The sequence below is a fragment of the Lysobacter sp. Soil_C_15 genome (assembly GCF_057657315.1).
Genome location: NZ_JBDGIR010000005.1, coordinates 224,698 through 239,263, shown reverse-complemented (window position 1 = coordinate 239,263; position 14,566 = coordinate 224,698). Strand labels below are relative to the sequence as shown.

14 protein-coding genes are annotated in these 14,566 nt (G+C 70.0%); 4 read left to right on the top strand and 10 right to left on the bottom strand.

All coding sequences use genetic code 11. The features are described 5' to 3' along the window. Nucleotides 1–281 precede the first annotated feature (281 nt). Complete coding sequence (locus AC3A57_RS13880) at nt 282–1,088, top strand: hypothetical protein (RefSeq protein WP_487579442.1); 807 nt, start codon at nt 282–284, stop codon at nt 1,086–1,088. 259 nt (nt 1,089–1,347) lie between these two features. Here AC3A57_RS13880 and lpdA read toward each other — a convergent pair whose 3' ends face one another. The 4 genes from lpdA to AC3A57_RS13860 all read right to left on the bottom strand — a co-directional run bounded on the left by lpdA (nt 1,348) and on the right by AC3A57_RS13860 (nt 6,382). Continuing rightward, complete coding sequence (gene lpdA / locus AC3A57_RS13875) at nt 1,348–3,165, bottom strand: dihydrolipoyl dehydrogenase (protein WP_487579441.1); 1,818 nt, start codon at nt 3,163–3,165, stop codon at nt 1,348–1,350. Nucleotides 3,166–3,263: 98 nt separating this feature from the next. Continuing rightward, nucleotides 3,264–3,962, bottom strand: a complete 699-nt coding sequence (locus AC3A57_RS13870) for a hypothetical protein (protein ID WP_487579440.1) — start codon at nt 3,960–3,962, stop codon at nt 3,264–3,266. Between the two features lie 102 nt (nt 3,963–4,064). Next, complete coding sequence (locus AC3A57_RS13865; protein ID WP_487579439.1) at nt 4,065–5,468, bottom strand: dihydrolipoyllysine-residue acetyltransferase; 1,404 nt, start codon at nt 5,466–5,468, stop codon at nt 4,065–4,067. A 149-nt stretch (nt 5,469–5,617) separates the two neighbouring features. Next, entirely contained in the window at nt 5,618–6,382 is a 765-nt protein-coding gene (locus tag AC3A57_RS13860) for a DUF2884 family protein (protein ID WP_487579438.1), read from the bottom strand. 600 nt (nt 6,383–6,982) lie between these two features. Here AC3A57_RS13860 and AC3A57_RS13855 point away from each other — a divergent pair. Further along, a complete protein-coding gene (locus AC3A57_RS13855) occupies nt 6,983–7,618 on the top strand; it encodes an OmpW/AlkL family protein (protein WP_487579437.1) in 636 nt (211 codons plus the stop codon). Nucleotides 7,619–7,724: 106 nt separating this feature from the next. Here the strand turns inward: AC3A57_RS13855 and AC3A57_RS13850 are convergent, their stop codons facing one another. The 3 genes from AC3A57_RS13850 to AC3A57_RS13840 form a co-directional block, all read right to left on the bottom strand. Continuing rightward, nucleotides 7,725–8,609 (bottom strand): DMT family transporter, encoded by an 885-nt coding sequence (locus tag AC3A57_RS13850; RefSeq protein WP_487579436.1) that lies wholly within the window; start codon nt 8,607–8,609, stop codon nt 7,725–7,727. Between the two features lie 155 nt (nt 8,610–8,764). Beyond that, nucleotides 8,765–9,301 (bottom strand): CcdC protein domain-containing protein, encoded by a 537-nt coding sequence (locus AC3A57_RS13845; protein WP_487579435.1) that lies wholly within the window; start codon nt 9,299–9,301, stop codon nt 8,765–8,767. A gap of 292 nt (nt 9,302–9,593) precedes the next feature. Then, nucleotides 9,594–10,649 (bottom strand): NAD(P)-dependent alcohol dehydrogenase, encoded by a 1,056-nt coding sequence (locus AC3A57_RS13840; RefSeq protein ID WP_487579434.1) that lies wholly within the window; start codon nt 10,647–10,649, stop codon nt 9,594–9,596. A 150-nt stretch (nt 10,650–10,799) separates the two neighbouring features. On the opposite strand from AC3A57_RS13840, the gene AC3A57_RS13835 reads away from it, so the two are divergent. Beyond that, entirely contained in the window at nt 10,800–11,282 is a 483-nt protein-coding gene (locus AC3A57_RS13835; RefSeq protein ID WP_221671207.1) for a YajQ family cyclic di-GMP-binding protein, read from the top strand. Between the two features lie 11 nt (nt 11,283–11,293). Continuing rightward, the gene (locus tag AC3A57_RS13830; protein ID WP_487579433.1) at nt 11,294–11,833 is read left to right on the top strand and encodes a DUF1415 domain-containing protein; all 540 of its coding nucleotides are present in this window, start codon (nt 11,294–11,296) and stop codon (nt 11,831–11,833) included. Nucleotides 11,834–12,078: 245 nt separating this feature from the next. On the opposite strand, the gene AC3A57_RS13825 is transcribed toward AC3A57_RS13830, so the two are convergent. Genes AC3A57_RS13825 through AC3A57_RS13815 form a run of 3 tightly spaced genes read right to left on the bottom strand, consistent with a single transcriptional unit; the run spans nt 12,079 to nt 14,556 of the window. Then, the gene (locus AC3A57_RS13825; RefSeq protein WP_487579432.1) at nt 12,079–12,801 is read right to left on the bottom strand and encodes an HAD family hydrolase; all 723 of its coding nucleotides are present in this window, start codon (nt 12,799–12,801) and stop codon (nt 12,079–12,081) included. Then, nucleotides 12,794–13,495, bottom strand: a complete 702-nt coding sequence (locus AC3A57_RS13820; RefSeq protein ID WP_221671205.1) for a pseudouridine synthase — start codon at nt 13,493–13,495, stop codon at nt 12,794–12,796. Before AC3A57_RS13820 ends, AC3A57_RS13825 begins: the two co-directional genes overlap by 8 nt. After that, nucleotides 13,492–14,556 (bottom strand): class I SAM-dependent methyltransferase, encoded by a 1,065-nt coding sequence (locus tag AC3A57_RS13815; RefSeq protein ID WP_487579431.1) that lies wholly within the window; start codon nt 14,554–14,556, stop codon nt 13,492–13,494. The genes AC3A57_RS13820 and AC3A57_RS13815 overlap by 4 nt, the downstream gene beginning before the upstream one ends. Nucleotides 14,557–14,566: the final 10 nt, after the last annotated feature.

Here is a 14,566-nt window from a genome sequence, read left to right as displayed (position 1 = left end):
CGCCGAGCCACCGGTCAGTATCTGGGAACGCCCGCCGCCACTCTCTCCTCGTCAATGGCAAAGCAGCGGTGGGCACCCCGAAGCCCCGGCCTGATCCGCCGGGGCTTCGCCTTTGGGTCCGTTTTTTTCGTCTACGGGTTCACCGTTTGCGACATCGCGCTTTGCCGCAACGGTCGAGCGCGGTTTTTTTCACGGATGCACTACTTCCGCGCGGGCATTCATGGACGCGGCGGCACATGAACGTGCCGCCCTTCCCCCGCAGATGCAGATGGAGTGATTCCGTGACTTCCAGATTCCTGCCTTTGACGCTCGCGCTGATCGGCGCGGGCGCGTGCGTCGCCCTGCCCGCCCATGCCGAAGACGATCGCTTCACCGTGCGCCTGGGCGCGATGTCGGTCGACGCCAGCGGCGAACTCAGCGCCGGCACCACTTTCCGCGGCGATCCCTACCGCTTCAGTCAGGACTTCGACTTCGGCAGCGACCAGACCGTGCCGCGGATCGAAGGCCTGTTCCGCTTCAGCGAGCGCAACCGCCTGCTGTTCAACTACTTCGGCTACGACAAGAAACGCCGCGCCACGCTCAGCGAGAACGTGTCCTTCGACGACACCACCATTCCGGCCGGCAGCTTCGCCGAAGCCAAGGCCAAGTTCGAACTGGCCAGCCTGATGTACGACTACGCGGTGATCGAAACCGACACCGTCAGCTGGGGCCTGCAGATCGGCGTGGAGTACGCCAAGCTGGAAGGCAAGCTGCGCGCGGTGTCCGGCGCCGACAGCTACCGCACCAGTTCCAGCGAGGACGGCTATGCGCCGGTGATCGGCACCCGCCTGACCCTGGCGCCGAACGACCACTGGCGGTTCGTCGTGCAAGGCCAGTATCTGGACGCCGACTGGGGCGACTTCGGCGACTACGAGGGCGACGTCAGCCGCGCCAACGCCCTGGTCGAGTATCGCTTCACCCCGGCGATCGGCGCCTTCGTCGGCTACGACTGGTTCAAGATCGACGCGCGCCGCAGCGGCCGCGACGGCGTGCTCGGCCTGGACCAGCGCTTCAAGGGGCCGATGGCGGGGGTGACGTTCTCGTTCTGAGGCGCGCTGCGCGTCCGGTCTCACGGCGACGGCACGCTACGAGGGTAGGAGCGGCGTCCCACCGGATTTCCTCCAGTCACCGGCCGCGATCGCATAGCCCCATGACCGCCGCGCGGACCGTCGTCGGTTCGCGGTCGCGGCTTGCGCCGCTCCTACTCCTCGGAACCACGACTCGCGGGCCGCGCCGTCGATCGCCGCAACCACGCCGTCGCCCCGTCGGGCGACAGCGTGAGCGACGCTGCGGCGGGCCGTCGCCGGACTACTTCTTCTTCGGGATGTACAGATCGGTGATGGTGCCGTCGAACACCTCGGCCGCCATGCCGACCGATTCGCTCAAGGTCGGATGCGGGTGGATGGTGTGGCCGATGTCGGCCACTTCGCAGCCCATCTCGATCGCCAGGGCGATCTCGGCGATCAGGTCGCCGGCGTGCACGCCGACGATGCCGCCGCCGACGATGCGGTGGCTGGCCTCGTCGAAGATCAGCTTGGTGAAGCCCTCGGTGCGGCCGAGGCCGATGGCGCGGCCGCTGGCCGCCCACGGGAACTTGCCGACGCCGACCTTGAGCCCCTTGGCCTTGGCTTCGGTCTCGGTAACGCCGACCCAGGCGATTTCCGGGTCGGTATAGGCCACCGACGGAATCACCCGCGCCACCCATTCCTTCTTCTCGCCGGCGGCCACTTCGGCCGCGAGCTTGCCCTCGTGGGTGGCCTTGTGCGCGAGCATCGGGTTACCGACCAGGTCGCCGATGGCGAAGATGTGCGGCACGTTGGTGCGCATCTGCCGGTCGACCGGGATGAAGCCGCGTTCGGTGACCTGCACGCCGGCCTTGTCGGCGCCGATCTTGGCGCCGTTGGGCGCGCGGCCGACCGCGACCAGCACCCGGTCGTAGACGCCCGATTCCAGCGCCGGCGCCTTGCCGGCCTCGGCGCTCTCGAACGAGACCTTGATGCCTTCCTGCAACGCCTCGGTGGCGGCGGCCTTGGTCTTCAGATGCACCGCCACGCCCTGCTTCTTCAAGCGATCGGCGAGCGGCTTGACCAGGTCCGGGTCGGCGCCCGGCATCAGTTGGTCCATGAACTCGACCACGGTGACCTCGCTGCCGAGCGCGCGGTACACGGTCGCCATTTCCAGGCCGATGATGCCGCCGCCGACCACCAGCAGCCTGGCCGGCACTTCGGCCAGCTCCAGCGCGTCGGTGGAATCCATCACCCGCGGGTCGTCCCAGGGGAAGTTGCCCAGCTTCACCGCCTGCGAGCCGGCGGCGATGATGCACTGCTCGAAGCGGATCAACTGGGTGCCGGACTCGCCCTGCACTTCCAGTTCGTTGGCCGAGACGAACCTGCCGGTGCCGGTCACGGTGCGCACCTTGCGCTGCTTGGCCATGCCGGTCAGGCCGCGGGTCAGCTGGCCGACCACTTTTTCCTTGTACTTGCGCAGCGCGTCCAGGTCGATGGTCGGCTTGCCGAAGCTGACGCCGTAGTCGCCGGCGTGCTCGGCCTCGTCGATCACCGCGGCGGCGTGCAGCAGCGCCTTGGACGGAATGCAGCCGACGTTGAGGCAGACGCCGCCGAGGCTGGCGTAGCGCTCGACCAGCACCGTATCCAGGCCGAGGTCGGCGGCGCGGAACGCGGCGGTGTAGCCGCCGGGACCGGAACCGAGCACCAGCATCCGGCATTCGACGTCGGCCTTGCGCCCGCTGGCGGACGCGGCGGCGGGCGCCGGCGCGGCGGCCGGCTTGGGCGCTTCGGCCGGCGCGGCGGCGGCGGCGGCGGCGGCGGGCGCGGGCTTGGCTTCGGCGGCGGCCGGCTTGGCCGCTGCGCCGGCGTCGGCGCCATCGGCGCTCTCCAGAATCGCGATGACCGCGCCCTCGGAAACCTTGTCGCCGACCTTGACGTTGAGCGACTTGACCACGCCGTCGGCCGACGAGGGCACTTCCATCGTCGCCTTGTCCGACTCCAGGGTGACCAGGCTCTGGTCCTTCTTGACCGTGTCGCCGACTGCGACCAGCAATTCGATCACGGGTACGTCGTCGTAATCGCCGATGTCGGGGACCTTCACTTCGATGCTGCTGGCCATGGCGCTGGATTCCTTTGATTCGTATCTCGGTGGCGAGGCGGCGGGGCCGGCCGCGCTCGCGGGTGGGGGGACGGCGCGCGGCCGTCGCGGCGTCGCGCTCAGCCGGCCGGCGGCGCGGACGCCTGACTCAGGCGGCGGTCGAGCTCGTCCAGCGACTCCTCCAGCTCGCGCCAGCGGCGCTCGCGCTTGGAGGCGCTTTCGTTCGAGGCCTCGGTCAGCAGGCCGGCCTGATCCATCATCAGCTCGCCCGCCCCGCAGTCCGGGCGCAGGCCGCTGACCCGCAGGCCATCGACCACGAACAGCAACTGGTCCTTGTCGGTGAACTCCGCGCCGCGGTCTTCCGGCACGATGGTCGCCAAGGCACGTTTCCAGCTGGCGACCAGCCGCTGCGCCAGCGGCGCCGGGATCGGCGCTTCTTCGTTCTCGACCTCCTGGTCCACGCGCAGTTGCAGGGCGCCGCCGTTGCGCGAGGACGCCCACGCCGCGACGCGCTCGCTGGCCGCGGCATGGCGCAGGGTCCAGTCGCCGTCGCCGGGGATCAGCAGCAGGCCGCTTTCGGCGCCGCGCGCCGGCAGGTAGGTCAGGCTCAGCTGCGGCGCGGCCTTGGCCGCGAGCAGTTGCTCCACCGCCGAGCCGTGGTTCTCGGTGGCCGGCGGCCAGCCGCGGCCGAGCGCGACCCGGCAATCGTCCTGGGCCTGCGCCAACGGCGCGATCGACAGCAGCGCGGCCAGTGCGCAGACGGAAAGGCCGCGGCGATGCGGACGGCGGGAAGCGGAAGCGAGGGCGTGGCGGCTCATGGCGGCGTGCGTTCCTGTTGACGGCGGGCTGGAAGCGATCGGCGGCGCGCAGGCGCCGCACGACCGGCGGCGGCGAGCCGCGCCGGTCGCGAACGAACGCTTTTACAGCAGCACGCGACGCATGTCGCCGAGCAGCTGGCCCAGGTAGGCGGTGAAGCGGGCGGCGGCGGCGCCGTCGATCACGCGGTGATCGTAGGACAGCGACAGCGGCAGGATCAGGCGCGGGGCGAACTGCTTGCCGTCCCAGACCGGCTTGGTCGCCGACTTGGACACGCCCAGGATCGCCACTTCCGGCGCGTTGACGATCGGGGTGAACGCGGTGCCGCCGATGCCGCCGAGCGAGCTGATCGAGAAGCAGCCGCCGCTCATGTCGGCCGGGCCGAGCTTGCCGTCGCGCGCCTTGGCGGCCAGTTCGCCGGTTTCCCGGGCGATCTGCAGCACGCCCTTCTTGTCGCAGTCGCGCACCACCGGCACGACCAAGCCGTTCGGGGTGTCGGCGGCGAAGCCGATGTGGAAGTACTTCTTCAAGGTCAGGTTGTCGCCGGTCGCGTCGAGCGAGGCGTTGAAGGTCGGGAACTTCTGCAGCGCCGCCACCGAGGCCTTCATCAGGAACGCGAGCATGGTCAGCTTGATGCCGGCCTTCTCGTTCTCCTTGTTCAGCGCCACGCGCAGCGCTTCCAGGTCGGTGATGTCGGCGTCGTCGTGCTGGGTGACGTGCGGGATCATCGCCCAGTTGCGCGCCAGGTTGGCGCCGGAGAGTTTCTGGATGCGGGTCAGCGGCTTGGTTTCGGTTTCGCCGAACTTGCTGAAGTCGATCTTCGGCCACGGCAGCAGATTGAGCCCGCCGCCCAGCGACGGCGCGGCGCCGGTCGCGGCGCTCGGCGCGGCCGCGCCCTGCATGACGCTCTTGACGAAGCCCTGTACGTCTTCCTTGCTGATCCGGCCGCCGCGCGCGCTGCCGCTGACCCGGGCCAGGTCGACGCCGAGCTCGCGCGCGAACAGGCGCACCGCCGGGCTGGCGTAGGGCACCTTGTCCGGCATCAGCTCGTCGGCGCTGAACGCCACCGGCGGGCTGCGCGGCGGCATGGCTTCCGGATCGGTGTTCTGGCCGGCGCCGGCGAGGGCGATCGGGACCGACGGCGCCTCGACCTTGGCCGGAGCGGGCTCGCTCTTGGCCGGGGCCTCGGTCTTGGCCGGGGCTTCGGCCTTGGCCGCCGCCGGGGCGGCCGGCTTGGCCGGCTCCTGCGCCGGCTTGGCGTCGCCGTCGGCGACTTCGATCAGCGCCACGACGCTGCCTTCGGACAGCTCGTCGCCGATCTTGACCTTGATTTCGCGCACGATGCCGGCGAACGGCGCCGGCACTTCCATGGTGGCTTTGTCGGATTCCAGCGTGACCAGGCTCTGGTCCTGGGTCACCGTGTCGCCGACCGCGACCAGCAGTTCGATGACGGGTACGCCGTCGTAGTCGCCGATATCGGGGACGCGTGCTTCCTTCAACTCAGCCATTTCGTGGGGCTCCGCAATGCGCGAAAACCCTATTGTGGCGGTTGCAGGCGGTCACGCCAACCGCGCTGCCGGCCGGGGCGTACTAAAGGCCTAAGCGGCACAAAGCCGGCCGTCGCGGCCCCAGCGTACGCCCCGGTATTGGCGCCGGATCAGGGCTGTTTCGGCTGGTACTCGACCCGCATCAGGTTCAGCGGTCCGCCCTCGTAGCGGTAGCCCAGGCTGTCGTCGATCTTGTCCAGCTCGCCCATCCGCCGGCACAGCCCGTCGGCGCTGCGTTCCAAGGCCTTGGCGCGCGGCCGCACCGCGGCCTCGATCTTGGCGTCGAGCTGCTCCAGACGCTTGAACCGCTCGACGTCGCCGCTGAAGGCCGCGCTGACCGCGCCGCCGACCACGTCGCCGAGCACCGCCGGCAAGGCCTCGCCGATCGCCTCGCCGATGCCGTCGCCGAGCGCCTTGCCGCTGAAACGGGTCGGGGTGATGACCTGGCTCAGGCGCGCGTCGAGTTCGCGGCGGGCCTTCTCGACCTGGGCGCGGGTGCGCTCGGGCTGGTTGCCCAGCGCCGCGGCGACCTCGCCGAGCGCGGTGAAGGCGATATGCGCCGCCTCGCGGCCGATCTGCTGGGCCTCGACCATGGCCGCGCGGGTGCCGCGCTCGAACTCCGCCAGCCGGCGCGAATCCTCGGCGCTCAGCGTCACCCAGCGATCGTCGACGAACATCCGCCCCTGGCGCAGCACGATCGCTTTCGGCGCGCCGTCCTGACGGGTCAGGATCAGGCTGCGTTCGTTGAGGGTCAGGTGGTAGCCGCTGTCGATCTTGCACTCGGCATCGACCTGGATATCGGAGGCGAAAGCCGAACCGCAGGCCAGCGTCGCTGCGGCCAGTGCGGTCAGTCGGAGCGCTTGCAGGGGACGCATCGCCGGATCCTTGACGGTGGAGTGGCGCCAGTGTGCCGCCAGCGCCCCGCCGCCGTCCCGTGCCGGTCGGCGGCATGACCTTCGTCATGGCGCGGCGCAGGGGGTTGAGCGAAGGCTTAACCCCCGCGCCCCGCTCGGCATGGCCAGACCGCGCGCGATCCGGAACCGCGCCTGGCGACCCGCCGAACCGATACGGTCAGGCTCGATTCATCCGGTTTCTTCCGGCGAATCGTTTGCCGAATCCGATCCATTCCTTCGCATTTCATCCACCGCACACGACAGCGTGCTTATCGATCCGCCGACGAAATCCTTGCCATGCCTTCGACGAAACAGCTTGAAACAAGCGGTTTCCATCACTCCAAAGGAGAACGTCGATACTCGTTACCACACCTGCTCATATGCGATCCATCGCGAGTCCCGCAAGCCCGCTCGCGTTCATTAAGTTCACTTTTACCGGGAAAAACCGCCTTTAACACGATGTTTGCGTGAAAGTTCCTTCACTCGCGTTCGCCCGGCAAGTTCGGTTCATGCATGCGTGGCTACCTTGTGCCCCGCCTCCCCCAAGGCGTCAGCAACACCACAACAACAGGAGTCCACTCCATGAACCGCATTCGTCATTTGACCCTTGCCCTGATGGGCGCCATGGCCTTCGCCCCGGCCGCCTTCGCTCAGGATGCCGCCACCACCGATAGCGCCAGCGGCAAGCGCTTCGCCGTCGTCGGCGGCTACGCGCTGACCGAGCCGACCAAGAACCCGCAGATCGGCGGCGCGCGCACCAGCCTCGACGGCGACGGCGCCGCGACGCTGAGCGCCAGCTACTACATCAACGACAACATCGCCATCGAAGCCTGGGGCGCGGCCGACAAGTTCGGTCACCGCGTCAACAGCGGCGGCGGCAAGATCGGCAGCGTCGACTCGCAGCCGGTCGCGTTGAGCGGCCAGTACCACTTCCGCGGCGCCGACAGCATCGTGCGTCCGTTCGTGGGCCTGGGCTACTACCAGGCCAACTACAGCGGCGAGAAGCTGATCGACGGCCAGCGCCTGGGCGTGGAGAACGCCAAGGGCGGCATCGCCACCGCCGGCGTCGACCTCAACATCAACCCGACCTGGTTCGCCCGCGCCGACGTGCGCTACATGCAGGGCAGCAAGTCGGACGTGAAGCTGGACGGCGTCAAGGTCGGCGAGGCCGAACTGAACCCGATCACCCTGGGCGTGGGCATCGGCGCGCGCTTCTGAGAAAGCGCGTCCGGTCGGCCGGCCCGATCGGCGACTCCGCAACGGGCTCCCTCGGGAGCCCGTTGTTTTTTTGCCCATCCCTGTCCCGCGCGTTCCCGCGCCCGGCTCAGGGATGCTCGGATTCCGCGTGCACGCTTTCCCGGCGCAGCAGGTACAGGCCGCTGGCGACGATGATCGCGGCGCCGACCCAGGTCACCGAGTCGGGCAACACGCCCCACAGGCTGAGATCGAGCAGCACGCCCCAGATCAACGCGGTGTATTCCAGCGGCGCGATCAGCGAGGCCTCGCCCAACCGGAACGCTTCGGTGACCGCGTACTGGCCGATCGAGCCGGCCACGCCCAGCCCGGCGATCAGCCACAGGTCGCGGACCTGGATCGGCAGCCACTGCGTCCAGGCCAGCGCGCCCGCGCCGACGGTGATCATCGCCATCAGCCAGACCATCATCGCCTGCGTGCTGTCGGTGCGCGCCAGCAGGCGCACGGTGATCGCGCTGACCGCATAGCCCAGCGACGCCGCCAGGATCGCCAGCGCCGCCAGGCTCAGCATTCCCTCGCCGGTCGGCCGCAGCAGCACCAGCACGCCGAGCAGGCCGATGCCGATCGCCACCCAACGCCGCGGACCGACCCGTTCGCCGAGGATCGGCCCGGACAAGGCGGTGATCAGCAGCGGCGCGATGAAGAAGATCGAGTACGCGCTCGACAGCGGCAACCGGTTCACGCCGTAGACGAAGCTGGCCATCATGCCCACGCCGAGCACGCCGCGCAGCAGATGCAGCGGCCAGCGCACCCGCAGCAGCGGTCGCCAGCCGGCGCTGGCCAGCGCCCAGGTCAGCACGAACGGCAGCGACGACAGACCGCGCAAGGTCGCGACCTGGAACGGCGGATAGTGCTCGGACAGCAGCTTGAGGATCGCGTCCATCAGCGAAAACATCGCCACCGCGACCAGCATGGTGATCACCGCGCGGCCGCGATGCGGATGGGCCGCGCTCATGGCGCGGGCACCGGCGCAGCGGCGGAATGCGGCGCGCGCTGCGGGCCGGCGTAGACGTGGGGAGCGGGCATGATCGGGAACAATCGCGTGGATGCGCCATCATGCCGTGCGCGGCGATGGCCGTCATCCGTCCGAAGTCGCGGCGCACGGCCGCCTCAGCGGTGCGGATCGGATCGCCGCAAGCGACGGCGCAGCCCCAGCGTGTAGGCCTGGTAGTAGCCGAGCAGCAACCCGCCGACCGCGAGCAAACCGCCCTGGCGCGGCAACCACGCGGTCGTCGCGGCAGCGTCCCAGGCGTGCGCGGCCTGCCACAGGCCGACCACGACGCGCGCGGCGACTATCAAGGTCAGGGCCAGCACCAGCCAGCGGTTCGGCGTGTAGTACAGCCCGCCCGGGGTCGGTTCGAAGCGGGTCAGCATCAGCCCCGCCATTCCGGTCGCGAGCCCGGCGAACCAACCCGCCGCGGCGAACAGCGCCGCGTCTTCGACCCAATGCGCGACCGTCCAGGCGGCGGCGAAGAACAGCAGCAACGAGGGCAGCGACAGCGCCGCGGCCAGAGTCACCGCCCACGGCACCGCGCGCCGGCGCGCGCGGCCGGCGCGGTAGCGCAGGACCAGGCCGAGCGGCACCAGCAGCGCCCACAGCAGCACCAGGGCGAGCAAGGCCAGCGGAATCAGCAGCAACAGGGGCATGCCGACAGCTTACTCGCGCCCTCTCCCTGCAGGAGCGCGTCCCACGGGATTTCCTTCGGCCATGAGCCGCGACCACCGAGGCGAAGTACGTCAGCGAATCGACCCGGAGCCCGCTCGCTGCGCGCGCCGGACCGTACCCGGCCCACCCACGTATTGCCCCTCATCTGATGCGATCGGGAACGAACACGCCGGCGCGGCCGGCGATCAGGACTTCGGCAAGCGCGCTTGCGTAAATCGCTTCGGTGGTCGCGACCGACGCCGCTCCTACAGAGGGGGCGCCGGCGCCGCGGCCTCAGCCGGCGTCGCGCAGGCTGGCGATGTCGATCACGAAGCGATAGCGCACGTCGCCCCGGAGCATGCGCTCGTAGGCCTCGTTGATCCCGTCGATGCCGATCAGCTCGATGTCCGAGGCCACGCCGTGCTCGGCGCAGAAATCGAGCATCTCCTGGGTCTCGCGGATGCCGCCGATCATCGAACCGGCCAGGCGGCGGCGATGGGCGATCAGCGCGCCGGCGGCGACCGGCGCCGGCTGCTCGGGGATGCCGAGCAGGACCATGGTGCCGTCGACCTTGAGCAGGTTCAGGTAGGCGTTGTAGTCGTGCTCGCCGGAAACGGTGTCGACGACGAAGTCGAACGACCGCGCCAGGGTCTTGAACACCGCCGGGTCGCGGGTCGCGGCGAAGGCCTGGGCGCCGAGCTGCAGCGCCGCATCGCGCTTGGATTCGGAGGTGCTGAACACGGTCACCCGGGCGCCCATCGCCGCCGCCAGCTTGACCGCCATGTGGCCCAGTCCGCCGAGGCCGACCACCGCCACCGCGTCGCCGGCCTTGAGCCCGTAATGGCGCAGCGGCGAATAGGTGGTGATGCCGGCGCACAACAACGGCGCGGCGCGGTCGAGCGGGATCGACTCGGGGATGCGCAGCACGTAGGCCGCGTCGACGGTGATCCGGGTCGAATAGCCGCCGTAGGTCGGCGCGCCGCTGCCGCGCTCGGTCGAATTGTAAGTTCCGGTCATGCCCTGGTCGCAGTACTGCTCCTCGCCGGCCCGGCACTGGGGGCATTCGCGGCAGGAGTCGACGAAGCAGCCGACCCCGACCGCGTCGCCGACCCGGAAGGTATCCACGGCCGAGCCGACCTGGGCGACCCGGCCGACGATCTCGTGCCCCGGCACCATCGGGAAGCGCGAGCGGCCCCATTCGCCGCGGGCCTGGTGGATGTCGGAGTGGCAGACGCCGCAATAGAGGATGTCGATCAGGACCTCGCTCGGGCCCGGCTCGCGGCGCTCGATCTCGAACGGGGCCAGCGGGGCGCGCGCGCTTTGCGCGGCGAAGGCGGCGGTCTTGAGCATGATCGGTCCGGTGGCGTGGAAAACCGGGATTCTAGCGGCCAACCCGCCGCCGCCGGGCGCAGGACCGGCAAAAACGCCCGCAACAGTGCATATCGCCGCAGCGCTTGCGTTAACCTTGGCGCCGTTCCCCCCAACCCCTGCGAGTGCGCCATGCCTTCCTTCGACGTCGTGTCCGAAGTCGACACCCACGAACTCACCAATGCCGTCGACCAGGCCAATCGCGAGCTGAGCACGCGCTTCGATTTCAAGGGCGTGGACGCCAAGTTCGTGCTGGACGACAAGTCGATCACCCAATCGGCGCCGAGCGAGTTCCAGCTTGAGCAGATGACCCTGATCCTGCGCCAGCGCCTGTCGGCGCGCCAGATCGACGCGCGCTGCCTGGAGTTCGGCGACGTCGAGACCAACCTGGCCGGGGCACGGCAGAAGATCACCGTGCAGCAGGGCATCGAGCAGAAACTGGCGAAGAAGATCGCCGCGGCGATCAAGGACGCCAAGCTCAAGGTCGAGACCCAGATCAACGGCGACAAGCTGCGCGTGACCGGCAAGAAGCGCGACGACCTGCAGAGCGCGATCGCCCTGCTCAAGGCCGGCAATTTCGAACGCCCGCTGCAGTACGACAACTTCCGCGACTGAGTCCGCGCGCGATGACCGCCCAGGACCCGATCGCCGCGACCCGACGCTGGCTGGAGCGCGCGGTGATCGGCCTGAACCTGTGCCCGTTCGCCAAGGCGGTGCTGGCCAAGGGCCAGGTGCGTTTCGTGCTCAGCGCGGCGACCACGCCGGAGCAACTGCTGGAAGAGCTGTCCTCCGAACTGGTGCTGCTGGAGCAGAGCGATCCGGAGCGGATCGACACCACCCTGATCGTGCATCCGCAGGTGCTGGGCGATTTTCTCGACTTCAACGATTTCCTCGACCTCGCCGACGGCGCGGTCGCGGCGCTGGACCTGGAGGGCGAGATCCAGGTCGCCAGCTTCCACCCCGACTACCAGTTCGCCGGCACCGCCTACGACGAGGTCGGCAACTGCACCAATCGCTCGCCCTACCCGACCCTGCACCTGCTGCGCGAATCCAGCGTCGAACGCGCGGTCGCCGCGTTTCCGGATCCGGAGGTGATCGTGGAACGCAATCTGGCCACCCTGGAGCAACTGGGGCCGGAGGGGTGGCGCAAGTTGATGGCGCAGTGAGGCGCTGGCGGCTACGGCGCTTGGGCGACGGCAACAGCAACAGCAACAGCAACAGCGGGAGAAAATCCCCCCTGCCCCCCTTTTTCAAAGGGGGGAAAGGCGCGGCTAACGCGGCTAACGCGGCTAACGCTACAGGCTCTTGCTGTTCCCCCCTTTGAAAAAGGGGGCCAGGGGGGGATTTGCTTTGCTTTTCGCCTTGCTGCTTTTCGCTTTTGCTTTTTGCTTACGCGTCGCGCTCTAAATGCTCACCGCCCCGCCGCCGGCTGCGCGGCCCCGGCCAGCACCGTCGCCAGCAACTCGCGCGCCTGCGCCAGCGAGGCGACGATCCGGTGGCCGAACGCGCGCAGCGCGTCCCCAGGGGCGACCAAGTCCGGCACCTGGATCGGCGTGGCGCCGGCGGCGAGCGCGGCGCGCACGCCCGGCTCGGAATCCTCCAGCACCAGGCAATGCGCCGGGTCGACGCCGAGCTCGCGCGCGGCCAGCAGGTAGATGTCCGGCGCCGGCTTGGGATGCTCGACGTCGCTGCCGGTGACGATCACCGCGAAGCGGTCGATCAGGCCGCTGGCGGCGAGCTTGGCCAGGGCGCGCTCGCGCCGGGTCGAGGTCGCCACCGCCTTGGGAACGCCATGCGCGTCGAGCAGGTCCAGCAGTTCGATCAAGCCGTGCTTGCGCGGCAGGCCGGCGGCGACGCGGGCGTCGTACAGCCGGTAGCTGGCGTCGCGCAGCCGGGTCGCCGCGTCCTCGCCGAACGCCTCGACCAGCATCGCGAAACTGGCCCGGTCGTGCATCCCGACCATGCTCAGCCAGACCGCGTCGTCGGCGTCGATGGCTTCGGCCAGCGCCGCTTCGCGCCAGGTCTCCAGCATCGCCCGCTCGCTGTCGAGCATCAGCCCGTCCATGTCGAACAGCACCGCCTGGGGCCGGAAATCGATCGGCGACGCGATCGCCGCCCGCGCAGGATCAACCACGGAACAACACCTCCAGATCGTGGGCGTCGAGCGTGCGCCACTGCCCGCTCGGCAGGTCCTGCAGCGACAGCCCGCCGATGCGGCTGCGGTGCAGGGCGTTTACGTGGTTGCCGACCGCGGCGAACATGCGCCGCACCTGGTGGTAGCGGCCCTCGGTGAGGGTCAGGCGGGCCTGCCGCGGCGACAGCGTTTCCAACTGCGCCGGCGCCAGCGGCGTCTTCTCCGATTCCAGCATCAATTCGCCGCTGGCGAACACCGCGCCTTCGTCGCCGCGCAGGTCGGCGGCCAGGCTCGCCTCGTAGACCTTGGCCAATTTGGCCTTGGGCGAGACGATCCGATGCAGCAATTGGCCGTCGTCGGTCAGCAGCAACAGGCCGCTGGTGTCGCGGTCCAGCCGCCCGACCGGCGACAGCAGCGGCGAGCGCTGGCGGAAGCGCGGCGGCAGCAGGTCGTAGACGACCCGGCCGGGGTCCTTGGTCGAACAGGTGTAGCCGACCGGCTTGTGCAGCATCAGCGCCAGTCCGGCCGGCGGGTCCAGCGGCTCGGCATCGATCCGGATCGCCTCGTGCGCGACCTGGTCGTCGGCGTACAGCACCTCGCCGGCGGCGTCGGTGATGCGGCCCTCGCGGAACATCGCGCTGACCTCCTTGCGGCTGCCGTAACCGAGGTTGGCGATCAGCTTGACCAGTTTCATGCGCGCACCGCCCGGCGGATCGCCTCGACGATCTTGAAGCCGCCTTGCTGGGCGACCGTGCGCACCTCGCCGAAACTGCGGTCCAGTTCGGCTTCGTAAGGCAGATGCCGGTTGGCGACCAGCCACAGCCGGCCGCCGGGATTGAGCGCCTGTGCGGCGACGGCGATGAAACGCCGGCCGATGTCGGGGCGCTCCTCGCGGCCCTGGGCGTGGAACGGCGGGTTGCTGACGATCACGTCGTAGCGCCGCTCCAGCCCGGCGGTGACGTCGTGCCAGAAGAATTCCAGCGCCGCCGCGGTCGACGCGCGCGCGAGGTTGGCCCGCGCCAGCGCCAGCGCGCGCGACTGCGCTTCGTACAGGCCCAGGGCGACGATGCCGGGGCAACGCGCCAGCAACTCCATCGCCAGATAGCCGTAGCCGGCGCCCAGATCGGCGGCGCGCCCGCGCAGGTCGGCCGGCAGATGCTCGGCGAGCAGGGCCGAGGCCGGGTCGATCCGGTCCCAGGCGAACACGCCGGGCCGGCTCAGGTAGCGTCCGCCGAGGATTTCGCGCGGCGCGTCGGCGCCGGCCCAGGCCTGGGCCAGCGCCGGGTCTTTCGGACCCTGCCAAGGCGCGGTCCAGAACGCGCGGCATTTGCGCTTGGACAGGCTGGCCACCGGGCCGGCGATCAGGCCCAGGTCGGCCTCGCCGGTGCGCGCGCCCTCGTCGTTGCGCAGGCAGGCCACCACCCGCCCGCCCGGCGCGGTGCGCGCCAGCGCCTGCGCGTACAGCGCGCGCGCCTCGTCGCGCTGGCGCGGCGGCAGGACCAGCACCAGCGGGTAGCGCTGCTGCGGATCCAGGGTTTCCAGGTCGACCGTATCCAGCCCGGCGCGGCGCAAGGCGTCGACGTCGGGCTTGAAGCCCTGCTCGCAGACCAGGCCCGGGCGCGGCCGCTGGCGCAGGCCGATGCCGTCGCGGGCGCCCAGGAACAGCGCGCCGCCCTGTTCGGGCCAGCGCAGCAGCCCGTCGGCGAAGGGTTGGAACAGCGTTTCCAGCGCGTCGTCGGAGCGGTCAGCGCGCATCGTGGCAACG

What these genes read in the sequence shown, in the direction of transcription:
- AC3A57_RS13855 (WP_487579437.1), top strand. Translation starts at nt 6,983, where the DNA reads ATGAACCGCATTCGTCATTTGACCCTTGCCCTGATGGGCGCCATGGCC.
- AC3A57_RS13865 (WP_487579439.1), bottom strand. Translation starts at nt 5,468, where the DNA reads ATGGCTGAGTTGAAGGAAGCACGCGTCCCCGATATCGGCGACTACGAC.
- AC3A57_RS13845 (WP_487579435.1), bottom strand. Translation starts at nt 9,301, where the DNA reads ATGCCCCTGTTGCTGCTGATTCCGCTGGCCTTGCTCGCCCTGGTGCTG.
- AC3A57_RS13850 (WP_487579436.1), bottom strand. Translation starts at nt 8,609, where the DNA reads ATGAGCGCGGCCCATCCGCATCGCGGCCGCGCGGTGATCACCATGCTG.
- AC3A57_RS13815 (WP_487579431.1), bottom strand. Translation starts at nt 14,556, where the DNA reads ATGCGCGCTGACCGCTCCGACGACGCGCTGGAAACGCTGTTCCAACCC.
- AC3A57_RS13835 (WP_221671207.1), top strand. Translation starts at nt 10,800, where the DNA reads ATGCCTTCCTTCGACGTCGTGTCCGAAGTCGACACCCACGAACTCACC.
- lpdA (WP_487579441.1), bottom strand. Translation starts at nt 3,165, where the DNA reads ATGGCCAGCAGCATCGAAGTGAAGGTCCCCGACATCGGCGATTACGAC.
- AC3A57_RS13830 (WP_487579433.1), top strand. Translation starts at nt 11,294, where the DNA reads ATGACCGCCCAGGACCCGATCGCCGCGACCCGACGCTGGCTGGAGCGC.
- AC3A57_RS13840 (WP_487579434.1), bottom strand. Translation starts at nt 10,649, where the DNA reads ATGCTCAAGACCGCCGCCTTCGCCGCGCAAAGCGCGCGCGCCCCGCTG.
- AC3A57_RS13820 (WP_221671205.1), bottom strand. Translation starts at nt 13,495, where the DNA reads ATGAAACTGGTCAAGCTGATCGCCAACCTCGGTTACGGCAGCCGCAAG.
- AC3A57_RS13870 (WP_487579440.1), bottom strand. Translation starts at nt 3,962, where the DNA reads ATGAGCCGCCACGCCCTCGCTTCCGCTTCCCGCCGTCCGCATCGCCGC.
- AC3A57_RS13860 (WP_487579438.1), bottom strand. Translation starts at nt 6,382, where the DNA reads ATGCGTCCCCTGCAAGCGCTCCGACTGACCGCACTGGCCGCAGCGACG.